At 57.4% G+C, this 19,122-nt stretch carries 16 protein-coding genes, 1 tRNA gene and 1 pseudogene; 8 read left to right on the top strand and 10 right to left on the bottom strand.

All coding sequences use genetic code 11. The features are described 5' to 3' along the window. The first annotated feature begins 359 nt into the window (after positions 1–359). The 3 genes from ACJ8J4_RS20250 to ACJ8J4_RS20240 all read left to right on the top strand — a co-directional run bounded on the left by ACJ8J4_RS20250 (position 360) and on the right by ACJ8J4_RS20240 (position 3,491). Positions 360–974, top strand: a complete 615-nt coding sequence (locus ACJ8J4_RS20250) for a 2OG-Fe dioxygenase family protein (RefSeq protein WP_225735536.1) — start codon at positions 360–362, stop codon at positions 972–974. Further along, on the top strand, positions 971–2,203 hold the full coding sequence (locus ACJ8J4_RS20245; RefSeq protein WP_164068556.1) for a cysteine desulfurase-like protein: 1,233 nt from the start codon (positions 971–973) through the stop codon (positions 2,201–2,203). Before ACJ8J4_RS20250 ends, ACJ8J4_RS20245 begins: the two co-directional genes overlap by 4 nt. 295 nt (positions 2,204–2,498) lie before the next feature. Then, the gene (locus tag ACJ8J4_RS20240; RefSeq protein WP_025304110.1) at positions 2,499–3,491 is read left to right on the top strand and encodes a LacI family DNA-binding transcriptional regulator; all 993 of its coding nucleotides are present in this window, start codon (positions 2,499–2,501) and stop codon (positions 3,489–3,491) included. Between the two features lie 120 nt (positions 3,492–3,611). On the opposite strand, the gene ACJ8J4_RS20235 is transcribed toward ACJ8J4_RS20240, so the two are convergent. The 4 genes from ACJ8J4_RS20235 to ACJ8J4_RS20220 all read right to left on the bottom strand — a co-directional run bounded on the left by ACJ8J4_RS20235 (position 3,612) and on the right by ACJ8J4_RS20220 (position 8,089). Continuing rightward, complete coding sequence (locus ACJ8J4_RS20235; protein WP_060435014.1) at positions 3,612–5,009, bottom strand: c-type cytochrome; 1,398 nt, start codon at positions 5,007–5,009, stop codon at positions 3,612–3,614. Next, positions 5,006–6,658, bottom strand: coding sequence for a GMC family oxidoreductase (locus ACJ8J4_RS20230; RefSeq protein WP_025304112.1), 1,653 nt, complete (start codon positions 6,656–6,658; stop codon positions 5,006–5,008). The genes ACJ8J4_RS20235 and ACJ8J4_RS20230 overlap by 4 nt, the downstream gene beginning before the upstream one ends. Next, positions 6,655–7,242 carry a sugar dehydrogenase complex small subunit gene (locus ACJ8J4_RS20225; RefSeq protein WP_049206132.1) on the bottom strand — a complete coding sequence of 196 codons (588 nt, stop codon included), beginning with the start codon at positions 7,240–7,242 and terminating at the stop codon, positions 6,655–6,657. Before ACJ8J4_RS20225 ends, ACJ8J4_RS20230 begins: the two co-directional genes overlap by 4 nt. Positions 7,243–7,618: 376 nt before the next feature. After that, positions 7,619–8,089: a YhcH/YjgK/YiaL family protein gene (locus ACJ8J4_RS20220; protein WP_025304114.1), complete on the bottom strand. Its 471-nt coding sequence runs from the start codon at positions 8,087–8,089 to the stop codon at positions 7,619–7,621. A 573-nt stretch (positions 8,090–8,662) separates the two neighbouring features. Here ACJ8J4_RS20220 and ACJ8J4_RS20215 point away from each other — a divergent pair. Both ACJ8J4_RS20215 and ACJ8J4_RS20210 read left to right on the top strand, forming a co-directional pair. Continuing rightward, complete coding sequence (locus tag ACJ8J4_RS20215; RefSeq protein ID WP_049206133.1) at positions 8,663–9,613, top strand: 2-hydroxyacid dehydrogenase; 951 nt, start codon at positions 8,663–8,665, stop codon at positions 9,611–9,613. Positions 9,614–9,700: 87 nt separating this feature from the next. After that, on the top strand, positions 9,701–11,011 hold the full coding sequence (locus tag ACJ8J4_RS20210; RefSeq protein ID WP_060448423.1) for an MFS transporter: 1,311 nt from the start codon (positions 9,701–9,703) through the stop codon (positions 11,009–11,011). A 202-nt stretch (positions 11,012–11,213) separates the two neighbouring features. On the opposite strand, the gene ACJ8J4_RS20205 is transcribed toward ACJ8J4_RS20210, so the two are convergent. From ACJ8J4_RS20205 to prfB, 3 genes are all read right to left on the bottom strand, one after another. Further along, positions 11,214–11,287, bottom strand: a tRNA-Gly gene (locus ACJ8J4_RS20205). 147 nt (positions 11,288–11,434) lie between these two features. Further along, the gene (gene lysS / locus ACJ8J4_RS20200; RefSeq protein ID WP_004931697.1) at positions 11,435–12,952 is read right to left on the bottom strand and encodes a lysine--tRNA ligase; all 1,518 of its coding nucleotides are present in this window, start codon (positions 12,950–12,952) and stop codon (positions 11,435–11,437) included. A gap of 9 nt (positions 12,953–12,961) precedes the next feature. After that, a protein-coding gene (gene prfB / locus ACJ8J4_RS20195; protein ID WP_096242572.1) for a peptide chain release factor 2 occupies positions 12,962–14,060 on the bottom strand; the annotation gives its coding sequence in 2 pieces (ribosomal slippage) (positions 12,962–13,984 and positions 13,986–14,060; 1,098 coding nt in all). Between the two features lie 261 nt (positions 14,061–14,321). On the opposite strand from prfB, the pseudogene ACJ8J4_RS20190 reads away from it, so the two are divergent. Beyond that, a pseudogene (locus tag ACJ8J4_RS20190) lies at positions 14,322–14,708 on the top strand (type II toxin-antitoxin system RelE/ParE family toxin). After that, the gene (locus tag ACJ8J4_RS20185) at positions 14,701–15,045 is read left to right on the top strand and encodes a helix-turn-helix domain-containing protein (RefSeq protein WP_025304117.1); all 345 of its coding nucleotides are present in this window, start codon (positions 14,701–14,703) and stop codon (positions 15,043–15,045) included. Before ACJ8J4_RS20190 ends, ACJ8J4_RS20185 begins: the two are co-directional and overlap by 8 nt. Before the next feature lie 50 nt (positions 15,046–15,095). Here the strand turns inward: ACJ8J4_RS20185 and recJ are convergent, their stop codons facing one another. From recJ to xerD, 3 genes are read right to left on the bottom strand one after another with little or no spacing between them, the layout of a single operon-like run. Next, complete coding sequence (recJ, locus tag ACJ8J4_RS20180; protein ID WP_016929971.1) at positions 15,096–16,829, bottom strand: single-stranded-DNA-specific exonuclease RecJ; 1,734 nt, start codon at positions 16,827–16,829, stop codon at positions 15,096–15,098. 6 nt (positions 16,830–16,835) lie between these two features. Further along, entirely contained in the window at positions 16,836–17,552 is a 717-nt protein-coding gene (gene dsbC / locus ACJ8J4_RS20175) for a bifunctional protein-disulfide isomerase/oxidoreductase DsbC (RefSeq protein ID WP_025304118.1), read from the bottom strand. Positions 17,553–17,578: 26 nt separating this feature from the next. After that, positions 17,579–18,499, bottom strand: coding sequence for a site-specific tyrosine recombinase XerD (gene xerD, locus ACJ8J4_RS20170; RefSeq protein ID WP_154747450.1), 921 nt, complete (start codon positions 18,497–18,499; stop codon positions 17,579–17,581). Between the two features lie 85 nt (positions 18,500–18,584). Between xerD and fldB the strand changes: the two genes are divergently transcribed. Next, a complete protein-coding gene (fldB, locus tag ACJ8J4_RS20165; protein ID WP_025304119.1) occupies positions 18,585–19,103 on the top strand; it encodes a flavodoxin FldB in 519 nt (172 codons plus the stop codon). Positions 19,104–19,122: the final 19 nt, after the last annotated feature.

Here is a 19,122-nt window from a genome sequence, read left to right as displayed (position 1 = left end):
TCGCCAATAGATATGATAGTATTGTGCACAGCATTCGATAATATGTCCTCTTATCCCTACCCCCTCATCTGACAGGTAGTGTTCTATCATGCCTCCACTCCTTAGCCAGGTGTAAACCAGGCTTGATTGGGATGCTCTTGTAAAAATGACGTTTGCCTCTCATTACCACCGAAAAACGCGTTGATGCAACCGCCCCTCTCTACCGTTCACCCCACTTTACGACCGCCGTCACACCTCGCCACCGCCAAATTGCGTTGGTTATAGAGTCGTCTACAATTCAATCGAATTACCCCCTACAACATCAGAAATTATTATTATTAGAGGTGATTATGTTACAGAAACACGAAAACGTAATAAGTATGACTGTACTAAGCCCGCAAGCCACCCAACAGCTGATGCCATCGTTCTCCTCCTTGCCCCACACGCAACACGCCGACGGAAAATATCGCCTGCGCCGTTACTCGGTCGTCAAATACCTCAACCCCAACGTCGCCGAAGTGGGGCCGCGCACTTTCATGCAGTCGGATCAGATCAACCACTTTCAGGGCAACGTGGTGCGCCGCTTCGAACCTATCGACAGCGCCGTGTTGCAGAGCGCCGGCATGGCAGAGATGTGCAACCTGTTTGCAGAAAGCAACGAACTGCCGGAAGGCGCCGAGATAGAGATCCACCAGATGCGCGTGGTCGCCATCGAGAAAGACACCCAGGTGGCGCCGGAAGGCATTCACCAGGACGGTTTCGACCACATCGCGATGATCGCCATTCACCGGCACAACATCGTCGGCGGTGAAATCATGCTGTATGACGACAGTCACCACGATCCCTTCTTTAAAAAAGCGCTGGCGGACGGCGAAGCCGTGCTGCTGGCGGACAGCAAACTGTGGCACAACGCCACGCCGATCAACGCCGTGAGCCCAACAGAAGAAGGCCATTTGGACCTCTTCGTCCTCACCGCGCGGGGAGAGAAAGCATGACCTTTACTCCCGAGCTCGCCCGCCGCCAGTTCAGCGCCCTGTCCCAGCTAATCGACGGCAAACCGGCGATCTTTTTCGACGGCCCCGGCGGTGCGCAGGTTTCACGGGGCGTGCTGGAAAAAATGACGGATTACCTGGGGGCATACAACGCCAACCTGGGCGGCCACTACTTCTCCAGCCGAGTCACCGGCGAGGTGATGGGCCAGGCGCGGGAATCGGTGCGCGCCTTGTTAAATGCCCCGTCGGCCGACACCATCGTCTTCGGCATGAACATGACCACGCTGACTTTTCATCTCAGCCGCATCATCAGCCGCGACTGGCAGGCCGGCGATGAGGTCATCGTCACCGCGCTGGATCACTACGCCAACGTCTCCAGCTGGCAGCAGGCCGCTGCCGACAGAGGGGCCGTGGTGCATCAGATACCGCTCGAGAGCGCCGACTGCGCATTGGATGCCGCGAAAGTGTGTGAGCGCATCAATGCCAACACCCGCCTGGTGGCGGTCAGCTACGCCTCCAACGTCACCGGCAGCATTGTCGATATCAAAACCATCGTCGAAGCCGCGCATCAGGTCGGTGCGCAGGTGTATGTCGACGCCGTTCATTACGCCCCGCATAACCTGATCGACGTACAGGCGCTGGGCTGTGATTTCCTGGTGTGCTCCGCCTACAAGTTCTTTGGCCCGCACGTCGGCATGGCCTACATCGCGCCGCAGTGGCTGCAGCGCCTGCGTCCGTACAAAGTCGAGCCGGCCACCGACGTCGGCCCCGGCCGTTTCGAGACCGGTACTCAGAGCTTCGAAGCGCTGGCCGGCGTCGCGGCCGCTATCGAGTATCTGGCGCAGTGGGGCTCGCCCGGCGCGCCGTTAAGGCAGCGTTTGCAGGAGAGCTTCGCCGCCTACCACCAGCATGAAGAGGCGCTGTGCCGCCACTTCCTGCAACGGCTGCAGCAGCTCGACGGGGTGCGGCTTTATGGCAATCCCCAGGCGGACAGCGCGCGCCGCACACCGACCTTCGCCCTGACCTTCAGCGGCCATACGCCTGACGCAATCGCCCGCCGCCTCGGGCAGCACAACATCTGCGCCGGCAGCGGGCATTTCTATGCGTTGGGCTTGGTGCAACAGCTGGGGTTGCAGGACGGCGGCGTGCTGCGCATCGGCATGATGCACTACAACACTCAAGGCGAGATCGATACGCTGTTCAACGTGATCGCCGAAGATATTCTCAGTTAACCCGGCCACATCGCCCGCTCACCTTATTGAGCGGGTTGAGCGGACGAAAAGGAATCAAACTGCCCGCCTTTTCTTCCATGAGAGTCCACGGCACGCTGATGCGTGCCTTTCTTTCACTCCGTTACGAAATGCGGGGATAATGAACATACTCATGCTGGAACGGCAAAAGAAGCTGGGATCGGCGCATCGTGCGGTTGTCACCGGATACGCCGGAGGTAGCGCATTGCACGCATTCTCTTTTGACTCAGCAGTGGGCATAATGACAAACACGGTCTGGGTCAGATGAGTATGAATGGTGAAGTCGCAGCGAATTACGTTAAATGACATTGCTGTACTGGCGGGTGTAACCAAAATGACGGTCAGTCGCTATCTGCGCACGCCGGACAGGGTTAAACCGGAAACAGCTGCGCGCATTGCCGCCGTTATCGAGGAAGTCGGCTATCAGGCCGATCCCGACAATCCCGCCCTCTATTCCAATAGCCCTCCCCTCATCGGCGTTCTGGTTCCTTCTTTTAACAATCTGATATTTGCTGATGTCCTCGCCGGCATTGAATCCGTGACGTCTATACAGGGTTATCAGACGCTGGTCGTCAATTATGACTACAACAGCAAACGCGAAGAGGAGCAAATTGCCGCGATCCTGGCTTTTAAGATAAAAGGGCTGCTGCTGACCGAGTCGGTCCATAGTTTGCGGGCGGAAAAATTCCTGAAGACGGCAAAAATACCCGTTGCTGAAATCATGGGGCTGTCAGGCAATACAGATCGAATTAACGTGGGTTTTGATAATGTGAAAGCCGGCTACGATATGACCACCATGCTGCTGGCCAGCGGTAAAAAACGCATTATCTATTTTGGTTCAATGTCTGATATCCGCGATGAACAGCGTTATACGGGATACTGTCAGGCAATGGCTAACCATGATTTACCTACCGGTCGTATCTCCCCCAATAAGATCTCTTCCATTTCGATTGGAACAGGGATGATGACGCTTGCGAGCCAGATGTATCCGGATATGGACGGTATTCTCTGTACCAACGACGATCTGGCCGTGGGCGTGTTACAGGAATGTCTGGCAAACGGTATCAGCGTGCCAGCGCAAATGGCCATTGCCGGATTTCACGGTCTTGAGATCGGGCAGATCATTACTCCTCGGTTAGCCAGCGTACTGACGCCACGGTATGAGATGGGGAAAGTGGCGACAGAAATCATAATAAAAAAAATTAAAGGGCTGCCGACCATTGAACGTGTCGATCTCCACTTCCGCCTGTCAATGGGGGAGACAATATAGCTTGCCCCTGCCAGTGACTTTATCATTGGCCATCACTGCCCGCTTCGCCAGAAGACCATCTCTCGTTATCCCGGCCAGAGATTCGGCCAGATGGCGCCACCCACCTGACCGAACGCCCCCTTAACGTGCCTTGCGGCGGCGGAGCCAGAATAGGACCAGCAGAATAATGACGACCGCCGCGACGGCCATGCCAGGCAGAATCATCGGCTGTGCGCGCGCCAACAGCGGTTTCGGGCCCCCGGCGCGCACCTCACTCACGTCGGCCTCAGTCACGCTCAGCGTGCTGTTGCCGTATTTCTGCAGCACGAAGTTAGCGATATCGGCAACCTGCTTATCCGTCAGCTCTCCGACATAGGAACCGGCGCCAAAGCTCGGCATCAGGACGTGCTTACCGTCAACCCGGCGATCAACCCCCTGCAAAATGACGGCAATCAGGTTTGACGGATTGCTCGCGGCCGTGGTGGAGTTGTTGAACAGCGAAGGGTAGGCCTGGTTCAAACTGCCGCTGCCATCCGGCTGATGGCAACTGGCGCAGTAGCCGCTGTAGAGCGCCTCGCCGCTATTGAGCGTGTGGTTGGCGTTGGGCGAATTGATGCCGCGGAGATGGTGCTCAACGTTGTAATGCGCTTGACTAAAGCTATTGCCCTGGCGCTCATCGCCCTGTGACGGCACGGTCTTCAGGTAAGTCGCTATCGCCTGCAGCTGCCGGTCGGTCAGGTATTGGAAGCTGTGCTCAACGGCTTCAGCCATTGGCCCCGCCGCTTGCGCGCGCCCTTCCGCCCGACCGGTTTTCAGGTAGGCCACTAACTCCTGCTCGCTCCAGCCACCGATCCCTTCTTGGCGATCTGCGGTGATATTCGGCGCGTACCAAGAGCCCAACGATGCCCCCATCAGGAAGCGCGAATTGTCTTCCGCCATCAGCACATTACGCGGCGTATGACAGGTTCCGCAGTGAGCCGGGCCCTGCACCAGCGCGGCCCCTTCGTTCCACGCCTCACCTTTCGTCAGATCCGGGGTGAAGCGCCGATTGTCCAAATAAAGCCTGTTCCACACCGCCATGGAGAGGCGGATGTTGAACGGAAACGGCAGATCGGTTTGGTGCTTGGCCGGCTCATCGACCGGGGCAACGCCATGCATGAAATAGGTATACAGAGCGTGGATCTCGTCATCACTCAGACGGGTGTAGGCGGTGTAGGGCATGGCCGGATAGAGATACGCCCCATCTTTCCGGATCCCGGCGCGCAGCACGTCGGCAAACGCCGCTTCGGAATAGCCGCCGATACCGTATTTTACCGATGGAGTAATATTGGTGGCGTAGATAGTGCCCATGGGGGAAGCGATGCCGTACCCCCCGGCAAAAGGTTTACCCTGCTGCTGCGTATTCGTATGGCAGGCCATGCAGTCCGAGGCGATAGCTAGCGCTTGCCCTTTAGCGATCAGATCGCCGTCCTGGGCATGCGCCGCAAAACCGCTTCCCAGCAGCAGCGTCGCTGCCAGCGCGTGGGTGATTTTATTCATTTGCTCTCCAGGGCTCGAAGTACGTCATTGGCCGCCTTGAGTCCAAGCGCCGCCATCGTCAACGTGGTGTTGACAACGCTGGCTGAAACCATGGCGCCTCCACCCGGGATCCAAAGGTTGTCGTGATCGTGAGCGCGGCAATTACCGTTCACCACCGAGTTCGTGGGGTCGCTGCCCATGATCGTGCCGCCCATAATGTGGTTGTTGGCATTCAGCTTGTCGTTAATCACAAACTCTTGCGCATCGAACAAGTCGCCAATCTGCCGTAGCTGGGTTTTGACCACTTCCAGCCCTTTGCGCACGTAATCGCCGACGTCGTAGTGGATGTCCGGGCAGGCCAGGCCATGCTTGTCTTTGCGAGTGGGGCTCAGGGTCAGACGGTTGTTCGGGTCCGGCAGCGGTTCCAGGCTGATGGAGAGATCCACCGAGCGGCTGGCGCGATCGCGCACTTCATCCTGCAGCGCCTTGCCGACCTTGCCCGTTTTCAGGACTTCAAGGGCGGAGGGGATCACCCGGTTGATGTTGTTGATGATGATCTTGTTGGCGGAGTGGTCGCTGCGGAACGCGCCGTCACGATACCCCACCATGCAGCTGCTCTGCGCCGGGCCGCGGCCAACCCACAGGGCCTCTCGCGCCAGGAAGGAGCAGTGCAGGCCCGAGTGATCCATCATGTTGCGTCCCACCTGATCCGAGCTGTTCGCGATGCCGTTCGGGTTCTTTTCGTTGGCCGCCAGCAGCAGCAAGCGCGGGTTCTCAATCCCATTGCAGGCCAGAACGAACGTTTTACCGATCGCCCGATGGGAGTTGTGCGCCGTGTCATACCAGTGAACGGCGGTGACGCGGTTATTGTCGTCGGTGTCAATTTTGTACACCACCGCTTCAGGGATCACCTTCGCCCCCTTGTGTTCGGCCCGTTCAACGTGGTGAATACCGTTGTACATCGCCCCGATCGGGCAAATCGGCTGGCAATTGTTATTGCCGCAGCAGGTGGGCCGTCCATTCCAGGGCCGGGTGCTGCGGCCTTGCGGAATGGGCACCGATTTAAAACCGTGAGGATTAACAATCTCAGCAATGCGTCTGTCGCCGTAGGCCCAGGGCACCATGTCCATCGGGTAAGGCCCGCTGCGTTCCGCAGGGGACTGCCACTCCGGATTATTCGGGCCGGCAACGCCTATTTCCTCTTCGGCTTTCGCGTACCACGGTTCGATATCTTCGTAAGAAATAGGCCAGTCTCTCCCCACGCCATAGAGAGATTTCATGCGAAAATCATTGGGATGGTTGCGCCAGCAAGAAGCGGCCCAGTGCCAGGTGGTTCCCCCCACCACACGCAAATAGCCCTGTTTAAAGCCAGAGCCATTGGGGCCGGTCAGTTTGATATAGTCGTTCTCCGGGAAATAGAGCGGCGCGGTGGCGTACTCCGATTGCGGGTAAAGCCCCTGAAAATCCGACCCCGCACGATTGTGCAGTGGCATATTGCGCCAGTTTTCCACAGCCTGTGCGCGCTCAATCCGCGGGCCTGCCTCAAGTACCAGCACCGAGTAGCCCTGGCTCACCAAAGCATCCGCCATCAGACCGCCCACAATACCGGAACCGACAATGACGACATCGGCCTCTGCATCGCCGGAAGCATTAATTATTGGGCTTTTCACACGCGGTCCTCATATTTTTTATCGGCTACGGCAGGCAAATCTGTTGCGGGAATGGAAGGTTGGCGGGTAACGCCCGGCGGCAGGCCGGTCCACCACAGCGGGCCAAAATTGCACCAGGTCGGCACGATCAGGGCATCCTGAACCGTGCGATACATCAGTGCCTCTTTATAGGTAATCAACTGACCCTGCTCGGCGCTTGAAGGATCTACGGTTCCGGTATACCACGCGGTCACGATGGCCTGAATAAGCTCCCTCTGCCCCTGTTCAATCGCATGTCGGTTCAAGGTTTCCGCATCGGTAGCTTGCTGGCTCAGGGTGAACAGGGCGTTGAGTTGCGAGTTCAACTGCGGAAAATGTTCGCGCAGTGCGGAAAAATAGCGGGCGGAGAGGGTGACGTCCAAATCGTCAAACTCGGTAATTTTTCTCGAAATTTGCAAAAATTGCGCGTATTCAACGGGCGAGGCGGCAATTTGTGCCCGTTCGGCATAGGTTATATTTGAATAAGGCAACAGGCTGGCGGCGACGATGACGCCCACCATTTTTCCCAGCGCCTCCCTGCGGGTAAGCACGATTTGCAACGACATTGTTAGCTCCGAAATAATTTATTTTTATATAGTTTTTTTAATATCTATCAGAACGCAGGCAAACCAAAATAAAAAATTGTGCCAATGGGGAGGAACCGCATTAAAAGATCAAGGCGTTATGAGATTGGCTACATCGACTACAGAGGTAAACTCACGGCCTTTAAGGATGTAATGTGAACCTGAAGAAAATATCCCTGTAAATAATACGGCGTAATCTCTGCCGTAAATTTATTCAACCCAACTCAATCTTTAAAAATTAGGGGCTATGGCTTTGACGGGAAAGGCGTATTCTTCGGAATCGCTGCAGACAGCGGATGAGCGAGGCTTTCCGCCGGGCAGCCTGAAGTCACGATACCAGCCGCCGCTGAACGTCTTGCTACGTCAGCAGGGCGCAGTCGATTTTCGCCACAATTTTACGCAGAGCTGCCGGTGCCGTGCAGGTACTCATCGGGCGGTGCAACTCACCCGGGAAGATAACAGCCAGTTCACCGGGTTGCAGGTGGATGAGAGTCTCACCGGGGATCGCCGGGCTAAACCCAAGATCGTGCGCCTCGTTAAACGGCTCACTCAGGGGCAGAGGTAGCCCCAGAACCCCGGCGCCAATCACTTCTTTCCCTTCCAGGACAAGATGGATATCCAGATACTGGCGATGAAACTCTGGCTTCTGGTCGGCCAATAGTTTGGTTTCCCCTTCAACGACGTTAAAGAACATCTGTTTACCCTGCACCTGATAGTGCCCGACAGGTAAATTGTACGGCTCATTTTCAATAATACTGGCCAGCATTTTACGGATGGCCGCCGGATAGAACCTATTATTTACGGCAGTGGTTAAAGCATCAATAATCATAATATTTTCTCTGGTCAAAATCGGCTCGGTATTTCACCGACAAAAACAATGGTTGGATAGTGTTATGGCAACACGCAATCTCGGCGTAATTACGGCAGAATCACTATTAGATCGTTCTACGGGCGCCACTATGAATAAACAACAAAGCAAACCGCTTTGTTTCTAATATTTACAACCTATCACCACTGTGAGTAAACTCCACCTGAAAGGCCATTCGGTATGGTGAAATAAGTCATGGCCTATCTCACGGTTTTTAGCCGTTTAAAACTGTGACAAAAGTCACTTAATTAAGTGTTACGAAACAGCGTTACTTATCCTGTGATCCACGGCAGAAAATCACTGGCTATTCACCCTTTTCACCAGAATCGACCGATTTCACACTCTCCGCCTACGGGCATAACGGGCTATCGCCCCCGATAATAATCGACAGAAGCCACGAAATTGCACACGAGATCACGCCAGCAGTAACATGCTTTTTTAACACTCTTTGGCGTGATGTAGATCGCAATAATAAGCGGTAAAAAAACGTCTGATACAGGATATCCCCTATTGTTTTCAGACAGGATCGCAACGATGCACACTGACACTCAACCTACCATTTTACTTATCGCGCCGGTGATGGATGCTTTACAGGCCGCGTTGGACGCCAGTTACCGGGTATTCCGTCTCTATGAACAATCAGATATTCCAGCCTTCCTGGCTCGCCATGGCGCAGACGTTCAGGCGGTGGTCACCCGTGGTGACGTGGGGGTAACCCGGGAGACGCTGGAGCAGCTGCCGCAGGCGGGCATGATTGCTGTTTTTGGCGTGGGAACTGACGCTATCGACCTCAACTACACCCGGGAACGCCATATCAGCGTCGGGATCACCGCCGGCGTGCTGACCGATGATGTGGCCGATCTGGCGATGGGGCTAATGCTGTCCGCCAGCCGCCGCCTCTGCCAAGGAGACCGTTTTGTACGCGAAGGCCGCTGGGAAACGACGCCGCCACCGCTGGCGACCAAAGTGAGCGGTAAGCGCATCGGTATTTTTGGCATGGGGAATATTGGCCAAGCCATCGCCCGCCGGGCGAAAGGCTTCGATATGACCATACTGTATACTGACCGCCGGCGCAAAGACGACCTGGATTACCCGTGGTGCGCCGATCTGCACACGCTCGCAGCGCAGAGTGATTTCCTGGTGATCGCGGCATCTGGCAGTGCGGAAAACCGCGGGATTATTGATGCCAGCGTATTTAACGCCATGCCCGATCGTGCCTGGCTTATCAATATCGCCCGCGGCAGCCTGGTCGATGAGGCGGCGCTGATAAAGGCGTTACAAAATCATGTTATCGCCGGGGCCGCTCTGGATGTGTTTGAAAACGAGCCCCATGTCCCGACAGCGTTCTTTGCGCTCGAGAATGTTTTGCTTCAGCCCCACGTGGCCAGCGCTACCGTAGAAACCCGCCAGGGAATGAGCCAATCCGTTTTGGATAATCTCGCAGGTTATTTTTCCCATCAGGATATTCCTGGCTTAATTCAATAAAAATGATCGCCTGAATGGCGCACCATCATTTTTATTCAGCCTAACAAAATATCCGCTTATCGTGGCGGATATCATCGAGGCATTACTATGACCGATAAAATACCAGGAACTCGCTGGCTGCGGGTTATCGCGCCGATCCTTGTCACCTGCATTATTTCATTTATGGATCGCGTTAATATCAGCTTTGCTCTGCCGGGCGGCATGGAACAGGATTTAGGTATTACCAGCCAAATGGCTGGCGTGGCCAGTGGGATATTTTTTATTGGTTATTTATTTCTGCAAATCCCTGGCGGACGACTTGCGGTTTACGGTAGCGGGAAACGTTTTATCGCCTGGTCGCTCGTGGCCTGGGCGATTGTCTCTATCGCCACCGGCTTTGTCACCCATCAGTATCAGCTGCTCGTGCTGCGTTTTATTCTCGGGATCTCCGAAGGAGGAATGTTGCCCGTCGTGCTGACCATGGTCAGCAATTGGTTCCCGGAAAAAGAACTGGGCCGGGCCAATGCCTTTGTCATGATGTTTGCCCCACTAGGGGGGATGCTGACCGCCCCAGTTTCCGGCGCGATTATTGCCACTCTCGACTGGCGCTGGCTGTTCATTATCGAAGGCTTGTTGTCGGTCGTGGTGCTGGCCATTTGGTGGCTGGTGATCAGTGACCGCCCGGAAGAGGCGCGTTGGCTGCCGGCGAAGGAACGCGACTATTTATTAACCGAGCTGGCCCGGGAGCGCAAAGCGCGAGAAGGGATGGTGCCGGCGGCAAAAGCACCGTTAAAAGCGGTGTTTCGCAACAAGGGATTAATGCGCCTGGTCGTGCTGAATTTCTTTTACCAGACCGGAGACTATGGATATACGTTGTGGCTGCCCACCATCTTGAAAAACCTGACCGGTGGCAGCATGGCCAATGTTGGAGTATTGGCGATCCTGCCGTTTGTTGCCACTCTGGCGGGGATTTATGTGATTTCGATGTTCAGCGATCGCAGCGGTAAACGCCGTTTGTGGGTCAGGATCTCCCTGTACTGTTTTGCGGCGGCGCTGATAGCCTCGGTGATCCTGCATGAGCACGTGGTGGCCGCCTATATCGCGTTGGTGGTGTGCGGCTTCTTCCTTAAAGCGGCGACCAGCCCCTTCTGGTCAATTCCCGGACGCATTGCGACGGCAGAAGTGGCGGGCAGCGCACGCGGGGTGATCAACGGGCTGGGCAACCTCGGTGGGTTCTGCGGCCCCTATCTGGTAGGCGTCATGATTTATGTGTACGGACAGAACGTCGCGGTTTGCGCGCTGGCGGCATCGCTGCTGCTGGCGGGAAGTATCACCTTCCTGCTGCCGAAAGAATGCGATCGCTCCTGCGAAGAAACGGATAACCGCCTGCCCTCCGGGGCCAAACAGAAGTGGAGTTAAGCGGCAATAACGCGGTGTGGGCAGCAACGGTGGCTCACACCCGCATCAGGACTGGATGGCGCGTTGTGTTATCGCGGTAAGATGCCAGGCCAGCGGCTTGATCGTCTCACACGTCAACCCACACCAAACGGTGATGCAATCGTTGAGAATCAGCTTTTCTGAAAACGGTTATAGCTCAATGGGGTGATGTTTACGGAGGTTTTGGAGCGGGTGAAGGGAATCGAACCCTCGTATGCAGCTTGGGAAGCTGCCGTTCTACCATTGAACTACACCCGCATCGGTGTGCGACAGGCATTATAACCGGTTATCGGCGGCGGGCAAGCGGAGATGGCGCGTAACTGTCGATGTTTTAAGCGGTTAAGTCCCGTAGACGAAAAAAAACCGGCGCAGTTGCCCGCACCGGTTGTTTCACGCTAAACGCGATTATTTCTGCGGGCGCATCGCCGGGAACAGAATCACGTCGCGGATGGTGTGGCTGTTGGTGAACAGCATCACCATACGGTCGATACCGATGCCCAGACCGGCGGTCGGCGGCAGGCCGTGCTCCAGCGCGGTGACGTAGTCTTCGTCGTAGAACATCGCTTCGTCGTCGCCGGCGTCTTTGGCGTTCACCTGATCGGCGAAACGCTGTGCCTGGTCTTCGGCGTCGTTCAGCTCGGAGAAGCCATTGCCGATTTCACGGCCGCCGATGAAGAACTCGAAGCGGTCGGTGATTTCCGGGTTCACGTCGTTACGGCGCGCCAACGGCGACACTTCAGCCGGGTACTCGGTGATGAAGGTTGGCTGAATCAGATGGCTTTCCGCCACTTCTTCGAAGATCTCGGTCACGACGCGGCCCAGACCCCAGCTCTTCTCAACCTTGATGCCGATGGATTCGGCGATGGCCACCGCTTTACCCATGTCGGCCAGGTCAGCCAGATCGGTTTCCGGACGGTATTTCTTGATCGCCTCGGTCATGGTCAGCTTCTCGAACGGCTTGCCGAAGTCGAACACTTCGTCGCCGTACTGCACCTGAGAGGTGCCCAGCACTTTCTCGGTCAGGGTGCGGAACAGGGTCTCGGTCAGCTCGATCAGGTCTTTGTAATCCGCGTAAGCCATGTAGAGTTCCATCATGGTGAACTCTGGGTTGTGACGCGGAGAAACGCCTTCGTTACGGAAGTTGCGGTTGATTTCGAACACGCGTTCGAAGCCACCGACCACCAGACGCTTCAGATACAGTTCCGGCGCGATGCGCAGGTACATGTCGATATCCAGCGCATTGTGGTGCGTGATGAACGGACGCGCGGATGCGCCGCCCGGGATCACCTGCATCATCGGGGTTTCGACTTCCATGAAGCCGCGTTCCACCATGAAGTTGCGGATAGCCGACATCACCTGCGAGCGCACTTTGAAGGTGTTGCGCGATTCTTCGTTGGCGATCAGGTCCAGGTAACGCTGGCGGTAACGGGTTTCCTGATCTGCCAGGCCGTGGAATTTGTCCGGCAGCGGGCGCAGCGCTTTGGTCAGCAGACGCAGCTCGGTGCAGTGGATCGACAGTTCGCCGGTCTTGGTTTTGAACAGCTTGCCGCGCGCGCCGAGGATATCGCCCAGGTCCCACTTCTTGAACTGCTCGTTGTACACGCCTTCAGCCAGATCGTCGCGCGCGACGTACAGCTGAATGCGGCCGCCCACGTCCTGCAGCGTAACGAAGGATGCCTTGCCCATAATGCGGCGGGTCATCATACGGCCGGCGACGGTCACTTCTACGCCCAGCGCTTCCAGCTCTTCGTTGTCTTTATCACCGTACGCGGCGTGCAGTTTGTCGGAGGTGGAATCGCGACGGAAGTCATTCGGGAACGCAATGCCGTTCTCACGCAGGCCGGCCAGCTTCTCGCGGCGGGACTGCAGTTCGTTATTGAGATCCAGCGCCTGATCGGCGCCCTGTACTTGTTGTTCAGACATTTCTATTCCTCATAACCCGGCTTTCAAACTTGCCTCAATGAATTTATCCAGGTCGCCATCCAGTACGGCCTGCGTGTTACGCGTTTCGACGTTGGTGCGCAAATCCTTGATGCGGGAGTCATCCAGCACGTAAGAACGGATTTGGCTGCCCCAGCCGATGTCGGACTTGTTGTCTTCCATCGTCTGCTTATCAGCATTTTTCTTTTGCATCTCAAACTCGTACAGCTTGGCTCGCAGCTGTTTAAACGCTTGATCCTTGTTCTTATGCTGAGAACGATCGTTCTGGCACTGCACCACGATGTTGGTTGGCAGGTGAGTAATACGTACGGCGGATTCGGTCTTGTTGACGTGCTGACCGCCCGCACCGGAGGCGCGGTACACGTCGATACGCAGATCCGCCGGGTTGATTTCGATATCGATATCGTCGTCCACTTCCGGGTAGATGAACACCGAGCTGAACGAGGTGTGGCGACGGCCGCCGGAATCGAACGGGCTCTTGCGCACCAGGCGATGCACGCCGGTTTCAGTGCGTAACCAGCCGAACGCGTAGTCGCCGATGATCTTGATGGTGGCCGATTTCAGGCCCGCGACGTCGCCGTCGGATTCTTCGATCACTTCGGTCTTGAAGCCCTTGGCTTCGGCCCAGCGCAGGTACATGCGCAGCAGCATGCTGGCCCAGTCTTGCGCTTCGGTGCCGCCGGAGCCGGCCTGGATATCCAGGTAGCAGTCGGCGCTGTCGTATTCGCCGGAGAACATGCGGCGGAATTCCAACTGATCCAGCTTGCTCATCAGTTGATCCAGCTCGGCGACCGCTTCGTTGAAGGTCTCTTCATCGTCGGCTTCCACCGCCAGTTCCAGCAGCCCGCCGACGTCTTCGCCGCCCTGCTCCAGCTGATCGATGGTTTCAACGATGGCTTCCAGCGCGGCGCGCTCTTTGCCGAGCGCCTGTGCGCGCTCCGGCTCGTTCCAAACGTCCGGCTGCTCCAGCTCGGCGTTGACTTCTTCTAGGCGTTCCTTCTTGGCATCATAGTCAAAGATACCCCCTAAGAACCGCAGTCCGCTCGGACAGGTCCTGAATTCGGTTTTTTACCGGGTTAATTTCAAACATGGTTTCGTTCTTTTACGTTGATGTCGTCGATGGCGGAATGCCATTGGAACCGCTAATTCTAACGGATCCGGGCGGCAGTTTATAGCGAGTTGGTCAGTTTTTGTGGCGATCGGGCGACAAAGCGGGTGGCAGGAAGAGCAGGAATTTCACCAGCGTTTTATTACCGGTGCCCCTCACGCCGCTAAGCTGTTCAAGTATTGAGCAATGTGGTCATTGAGACTATAGTCGCTATGATGACTCACAGGGACAGGCGGTGCCAAAATGGACATTTTCGTCACGGATGATTTCGACAAATTTATGAAGAAAAATCGCATCGTCGATCAAAAGATTTGCACCGCGGCTCACGAACTCGCACACGGTAACCATGACGGCGATCTGGGCGGCGGCGTCTAGAAGAAACGTATTTCGCTCAATCGGGGTAAACGGGGTGGTGCTCGATCCATCGTGGCGTTTAAACGCGGTCGTCATCAGTATTTTATTGATGGATGGCTGAAAAACACCGTAAAACAGAACGGTGCAAAAGAAATCAACGATGATGAATTGGCAACCTATCGCGAGCTCGCCAGAGATTTTCTTGCCATGCCGCCGGAAATTATCAAACGAGCCATCGATAGCGGCTACTTGCGAGAGGTGAAATGCGATGACTGATAATCGCCTGCTCAGACTGCAAAAAATGGCACAGCGTTTTAATGAGATCGGTGCGGTGTCAGACGATACCGTACGCAACATCGCCACACGAGTACAGGCGCAGGAACAACATGCCCAGCGTGAGCAGCATGATCAAATGGACGGCGCACGCATCAAAATGCTGCGCAGACGGCTCGGCCTGAGCCAGGCCGATTTAGCGGCCGTGGTCAACATGTCGACCACCAGCGTACAAAAATGGGAACGTAACGCGGTAAAACCCCAGGGAGCCGCGCTCAGAATGCTGGAAATTATCGAACAGAAAGGGGTCGCTAGCCTGATCATCTCACCACGAAACTGATGAGCGTTCGTGCACCAGTCACTTACCGATGCACGAACGTCAATTTCGCCTCAGCGCGGCCAAAGATGCTGGATCAGCAGCTGCACGTTGCGGTTGCCGCGAAACTCGTTGACGTCGAGCTTGTAGGCCAGTTCCACCTCGCGCACGCTGCTGTCAGGCCACAGCGTGGTGTCCACGTTGAACGCGATGCCGTCGAGCAACGGGCCGCCGCCGAGCGGCTCCACCATCAGCTTCAGGTGTTTCTCGCCCACCAGCCGCTGCTGCAGGATGCGGAACTTGCCGTCGAAGGTCGGTTCCGGGAACGCCTGGCCCCACGGGCCGCCCTCGCGCAGCAGCTCCGCCGTTGTCAGCGACAGCTCCTGCATCGCCAGTTCGCCGTCGGACCAGATCACCCCTTCCAACATCGCCGGATCGAGCCATTCACCCACCAACTCGCCGAAACGCTGGCGGAACTCGTCGAATTTGGCCTCTTCCAGCGACAATCCGGCCGCCATCGCGTGGCCGCCGAACTTCATCATCAGCCCGGGGTTCAGCATATCCAGCCGCTCCAGCGCATCGCGCATGTGCAGGCCGGGCACCGAACGGCCGGAGCCTTTCAGTATGCCGTCGCCCGCCGGTGCGAACGCGATCACCGGGCGGTGGAAACGCTCTTTGATGCGCGAAGCGAGGATGCCCACCACGCCCTGGTGCCATTCCGGGTGATACATCGCCAGCCCGTAAGGCAGCTCGGTGCTGGTGCGCTCCAGCTGATCGCACAGCTGCAGGGCTTCCACCTGCATGCCTTGCTCTATCTCGCGTCGCGTCTGGTTCAGCGCATCGAGATCGTTGGCCAGCATACGCGCCTGCGCAATGTCGTCGCTCAGCAGCAGCGCCACGCCGATAGACATGTCGTCCAGCCGGCCGGCGGCATTGAGGCGCGGACCGAGAGCGAAACCGAGATCGTTGGCCGCCAGTTGGCGGGCATCGCGATTAGCCACTTCAAGCAGCGCGCGGATGCCCGGTCGGCATTTGCCGGCGCGGATGCGGTTTAACCCCTGATACACCAGAATACGGTTGTTGGCATCCAGCGGCACCACGTCGGCCACGGTGCCGAGCGCCACCAGGTCCAGCAGCTCCGCCAGATTGGGCATCGCCAGCGCGCGCTGCTCGAACCAGCCGCTGTCCCGCAGGCGGGCGCGCAGCGCCAGCATCAGGTAGAACGCGACACCAACCCCCGCCAGCGATTTGGACGGGAAGGCGCAGCCGCGCAGGTTGGGGTTAACGATCGCTTCGGCCGCCGGCAGGGTCTCGCCCGGCAGGTGATGATCGGTCACTAGCACCTGCATACCCTTGGCGTGCGCCACGTCGACGCCGGCGTGGGAGGAGATGCCGTTATCGACGGTGACAATGAGTTCTGCGCCGCGCGCCGCCGCCTGCTCCACCACTTCGGGGCTCAGGCCATAACCGTCTTCGAAACGGTTAGGCACCAGATAATCGACGGCTGCGCCGCCCATGCTGCGCAGCGCCAGCACCGTCAGCGCGGTGCTGGTGGCGCCGTCGGCGTCGAAATCGCCCACCACCATGATGCGGCGGCCGTCGGCCAGCGCCTGTTGCAGCAGGCCGACGGCGTCGTCGATGCCGTCCAGCTGTTGCCAGGGCAGCATGCCCTTGACGCCGCGTTCCAGCTCTTGCTCAGCCTGCACGCCGCGCAGGGCGTAAAGCCGACGCAGCAGCGGCGGCAAACTGGCGGGCAGATGCGTGTCGTCCGCCGCCGGGCGGCGGCGTAGTTGCGTTTTGATACTCACCGGCGATTAACCACCGGCTTTGGTGGCGGCCTGGTGCGCATCCAGCATGGCGGCCATCTCTTTCGGCCCCTGATAGCCCGGGATCATCATGCCGTTTTCCAGGATGATGGCCGGCGTGCCCTGAATGCCGAACTGCACGCCCAGCTCGTAATGCTTGCTGATGTCGGTTTTGCAGGTCGCCGGAGAAACGGCATCGCCCTTCATGGCGGCGTCGAACGCCTTGGCCTTGTCGGCGGTGCACCAGATCGACTGCATGTCTTTTTCAGCCTGGGAAGCCAACCCCTGGCGCGGGAATGCCAGGTAACGCACGGTAATGCCCAGATCGTTGTACTCTTTCATCTGCTGATGCAGTTTGTGGCAGTAACCGCAGGTGATATCGGTGAACACGGTGATCACGTGTTTCTCTTTCGGCGCTTTGTAAACGATCATCTGATCTTTCAGCGCGTCCATCTTGGTGCCCAGCAGTTGGTTGGTCACGTTGACCGGCTCTTTGCCGCTGACGTCAAACAGCGGGCCCTGCAGGATGTGCTTGCCGTCTTCGGAGGCGTATAGCACGCCGCTGTCGGTCAGCACGGTTTTCAGGCCGTTGACCGGTGAAGGCTGCACGTCCGCCTGCTGGATACCCAGGCTGGCGAGCGCTTTTTTGATCGCCGCGTCATCGGCATGGGCGGCGCCGGCCACCGAAGCCACCAGCAGAGAGAGCAGCATTAAACCTTTTTTCATTGTTCCAATCCTTTCGAACCCGCCGCTCAGGCGCGCGGGTGATGCTGTTGATGTAGCTGTTTCAGTCGTTCGGTCGCTACATGTGTATAAATTTGCGTGGTCGAGAGATCGCTGTGCCCTAACAACATCTGTACGACACGGAGATCGGCCCCATGGTTCAGCAAATGGGTGGCGAACGCGTGCCGCAACACGTGCGGCGACAGACGCTCGCTGTCGATGCCCGCAAGGATGGCATAGTGTTTGATGCGATGCCAGAACGTCTGTCGGGTCATTTGCTGGCAGCGGGTGCTGGGGAACAGCACATCCAGCGTCTGGCCATTGACCAGCCATGGGCGGCCGTGCTCCAGGTAATTTTCGATCCAGTAGACCGCCTCTTCGCCCAGCGGCACCAGCCGCTCCTTGTTGCCCTTGCCGATCACCCGCACCACGCCCTGGCGCAGGCTGACGTCGCTGATGCTCAACCCCACCAGCTCGGAAACCCGCAGCCCGGTGGCGTACAACACTTCGAGCATCGCCTTGTCGCGCAGCTCCAGCGGTTGATCGACGCAGGGCGCCTGCAACAGCGCATCGACCTGCGCCTCGCTCAGATCCTTCGGCAAACGCTGCGGCAACTTGGGAGACGCCAGCTGCGCGGTGGGATCGTCGGCGCGCAGCTTCTCGCGGTACAGATATTGAAACAGGCGCCTCATGGCGCTCAACAAACGCGCGGAGCTGGTGGCCTTGTAGCCGCCGTCCACCCGCTCGGCGAGAAACGCCTGCAAATCCAACGCCTGCGCCTGCAGCAAGGTGGTATTTTGCTGGCCAAGCCAGGCGCCCAGGGCCTGCAAATCCAGCCGGTAGGAGGCCAGCGTATTTTCCGCCAGATTGCGCTCAAGCCACAGCGCATCCAGGAATTGTTCAATCAGCGCATTGTCTTGCTGTTGCACGCGGTCCTCTCTTTGTTGCATTTCCACCCGCGCCATTATGCCTTAAGCCGACGCAAATCAGGTATACTCGCTGCAATTCTCTAAACAGCAACGTAACGGTTTACACATGAAGATTGGTCTGTTTTACGGCTCCAGCACCTGCTACACCGAGATGGCGGCAGAAAAAATCCGTGAGATTCTGGGTGAAGACCTGGTCGACCTGCACAACCTGAAAGACGTCTCGCCCAAGCTGATGGAGGACTATTCCATTCTGATCCTCGGCATCCCGACCTGGGATTTCGGCGAACTGCAGGAAGACTGGGAAGCGATCTGGCCGCAGTTGCCAGAGCTGGATCTGAAAGGCAAGATCGTCGCCATGTACGGCATGGGCGATCAGCTCGGTTACGGTGAGTGGTTCCTTGACGCGCTGGGCATGTTGCACGATCACATCGCGCCACTGGGCGTGCAGTTCATCGGCTTCTGGCCAACTGAGGGCTTCGAGTTCACCAGCCCCAAACCGCTGAGCGCCGACGGCAAACACTTCGTCGGCCTGGCGCTCGATGAGGTCAACCAATACGATCTGAGCGAAGAGCGCCTGCAGCAATGGTGCGAACAGATCCTGCTGGAGATGGAGCCGCTGCTGTAGCCGCTATCGGGCGCTGAGC

Source organism: Serratia sp. CY47280 (assembly GCF_052168655.1).
Lineage (GTDB): Bacteria > Pseudomonadota > Gammaproteobacteria > Enterobacterales > Enterobacteriaceae > Serratia > Serratia bockelmannii.
The sequence above is the reverse complement of the archived record's forward strand: the minus strand, read 5'-3'. Positions and strand labels throughout refer to the sequence as shown.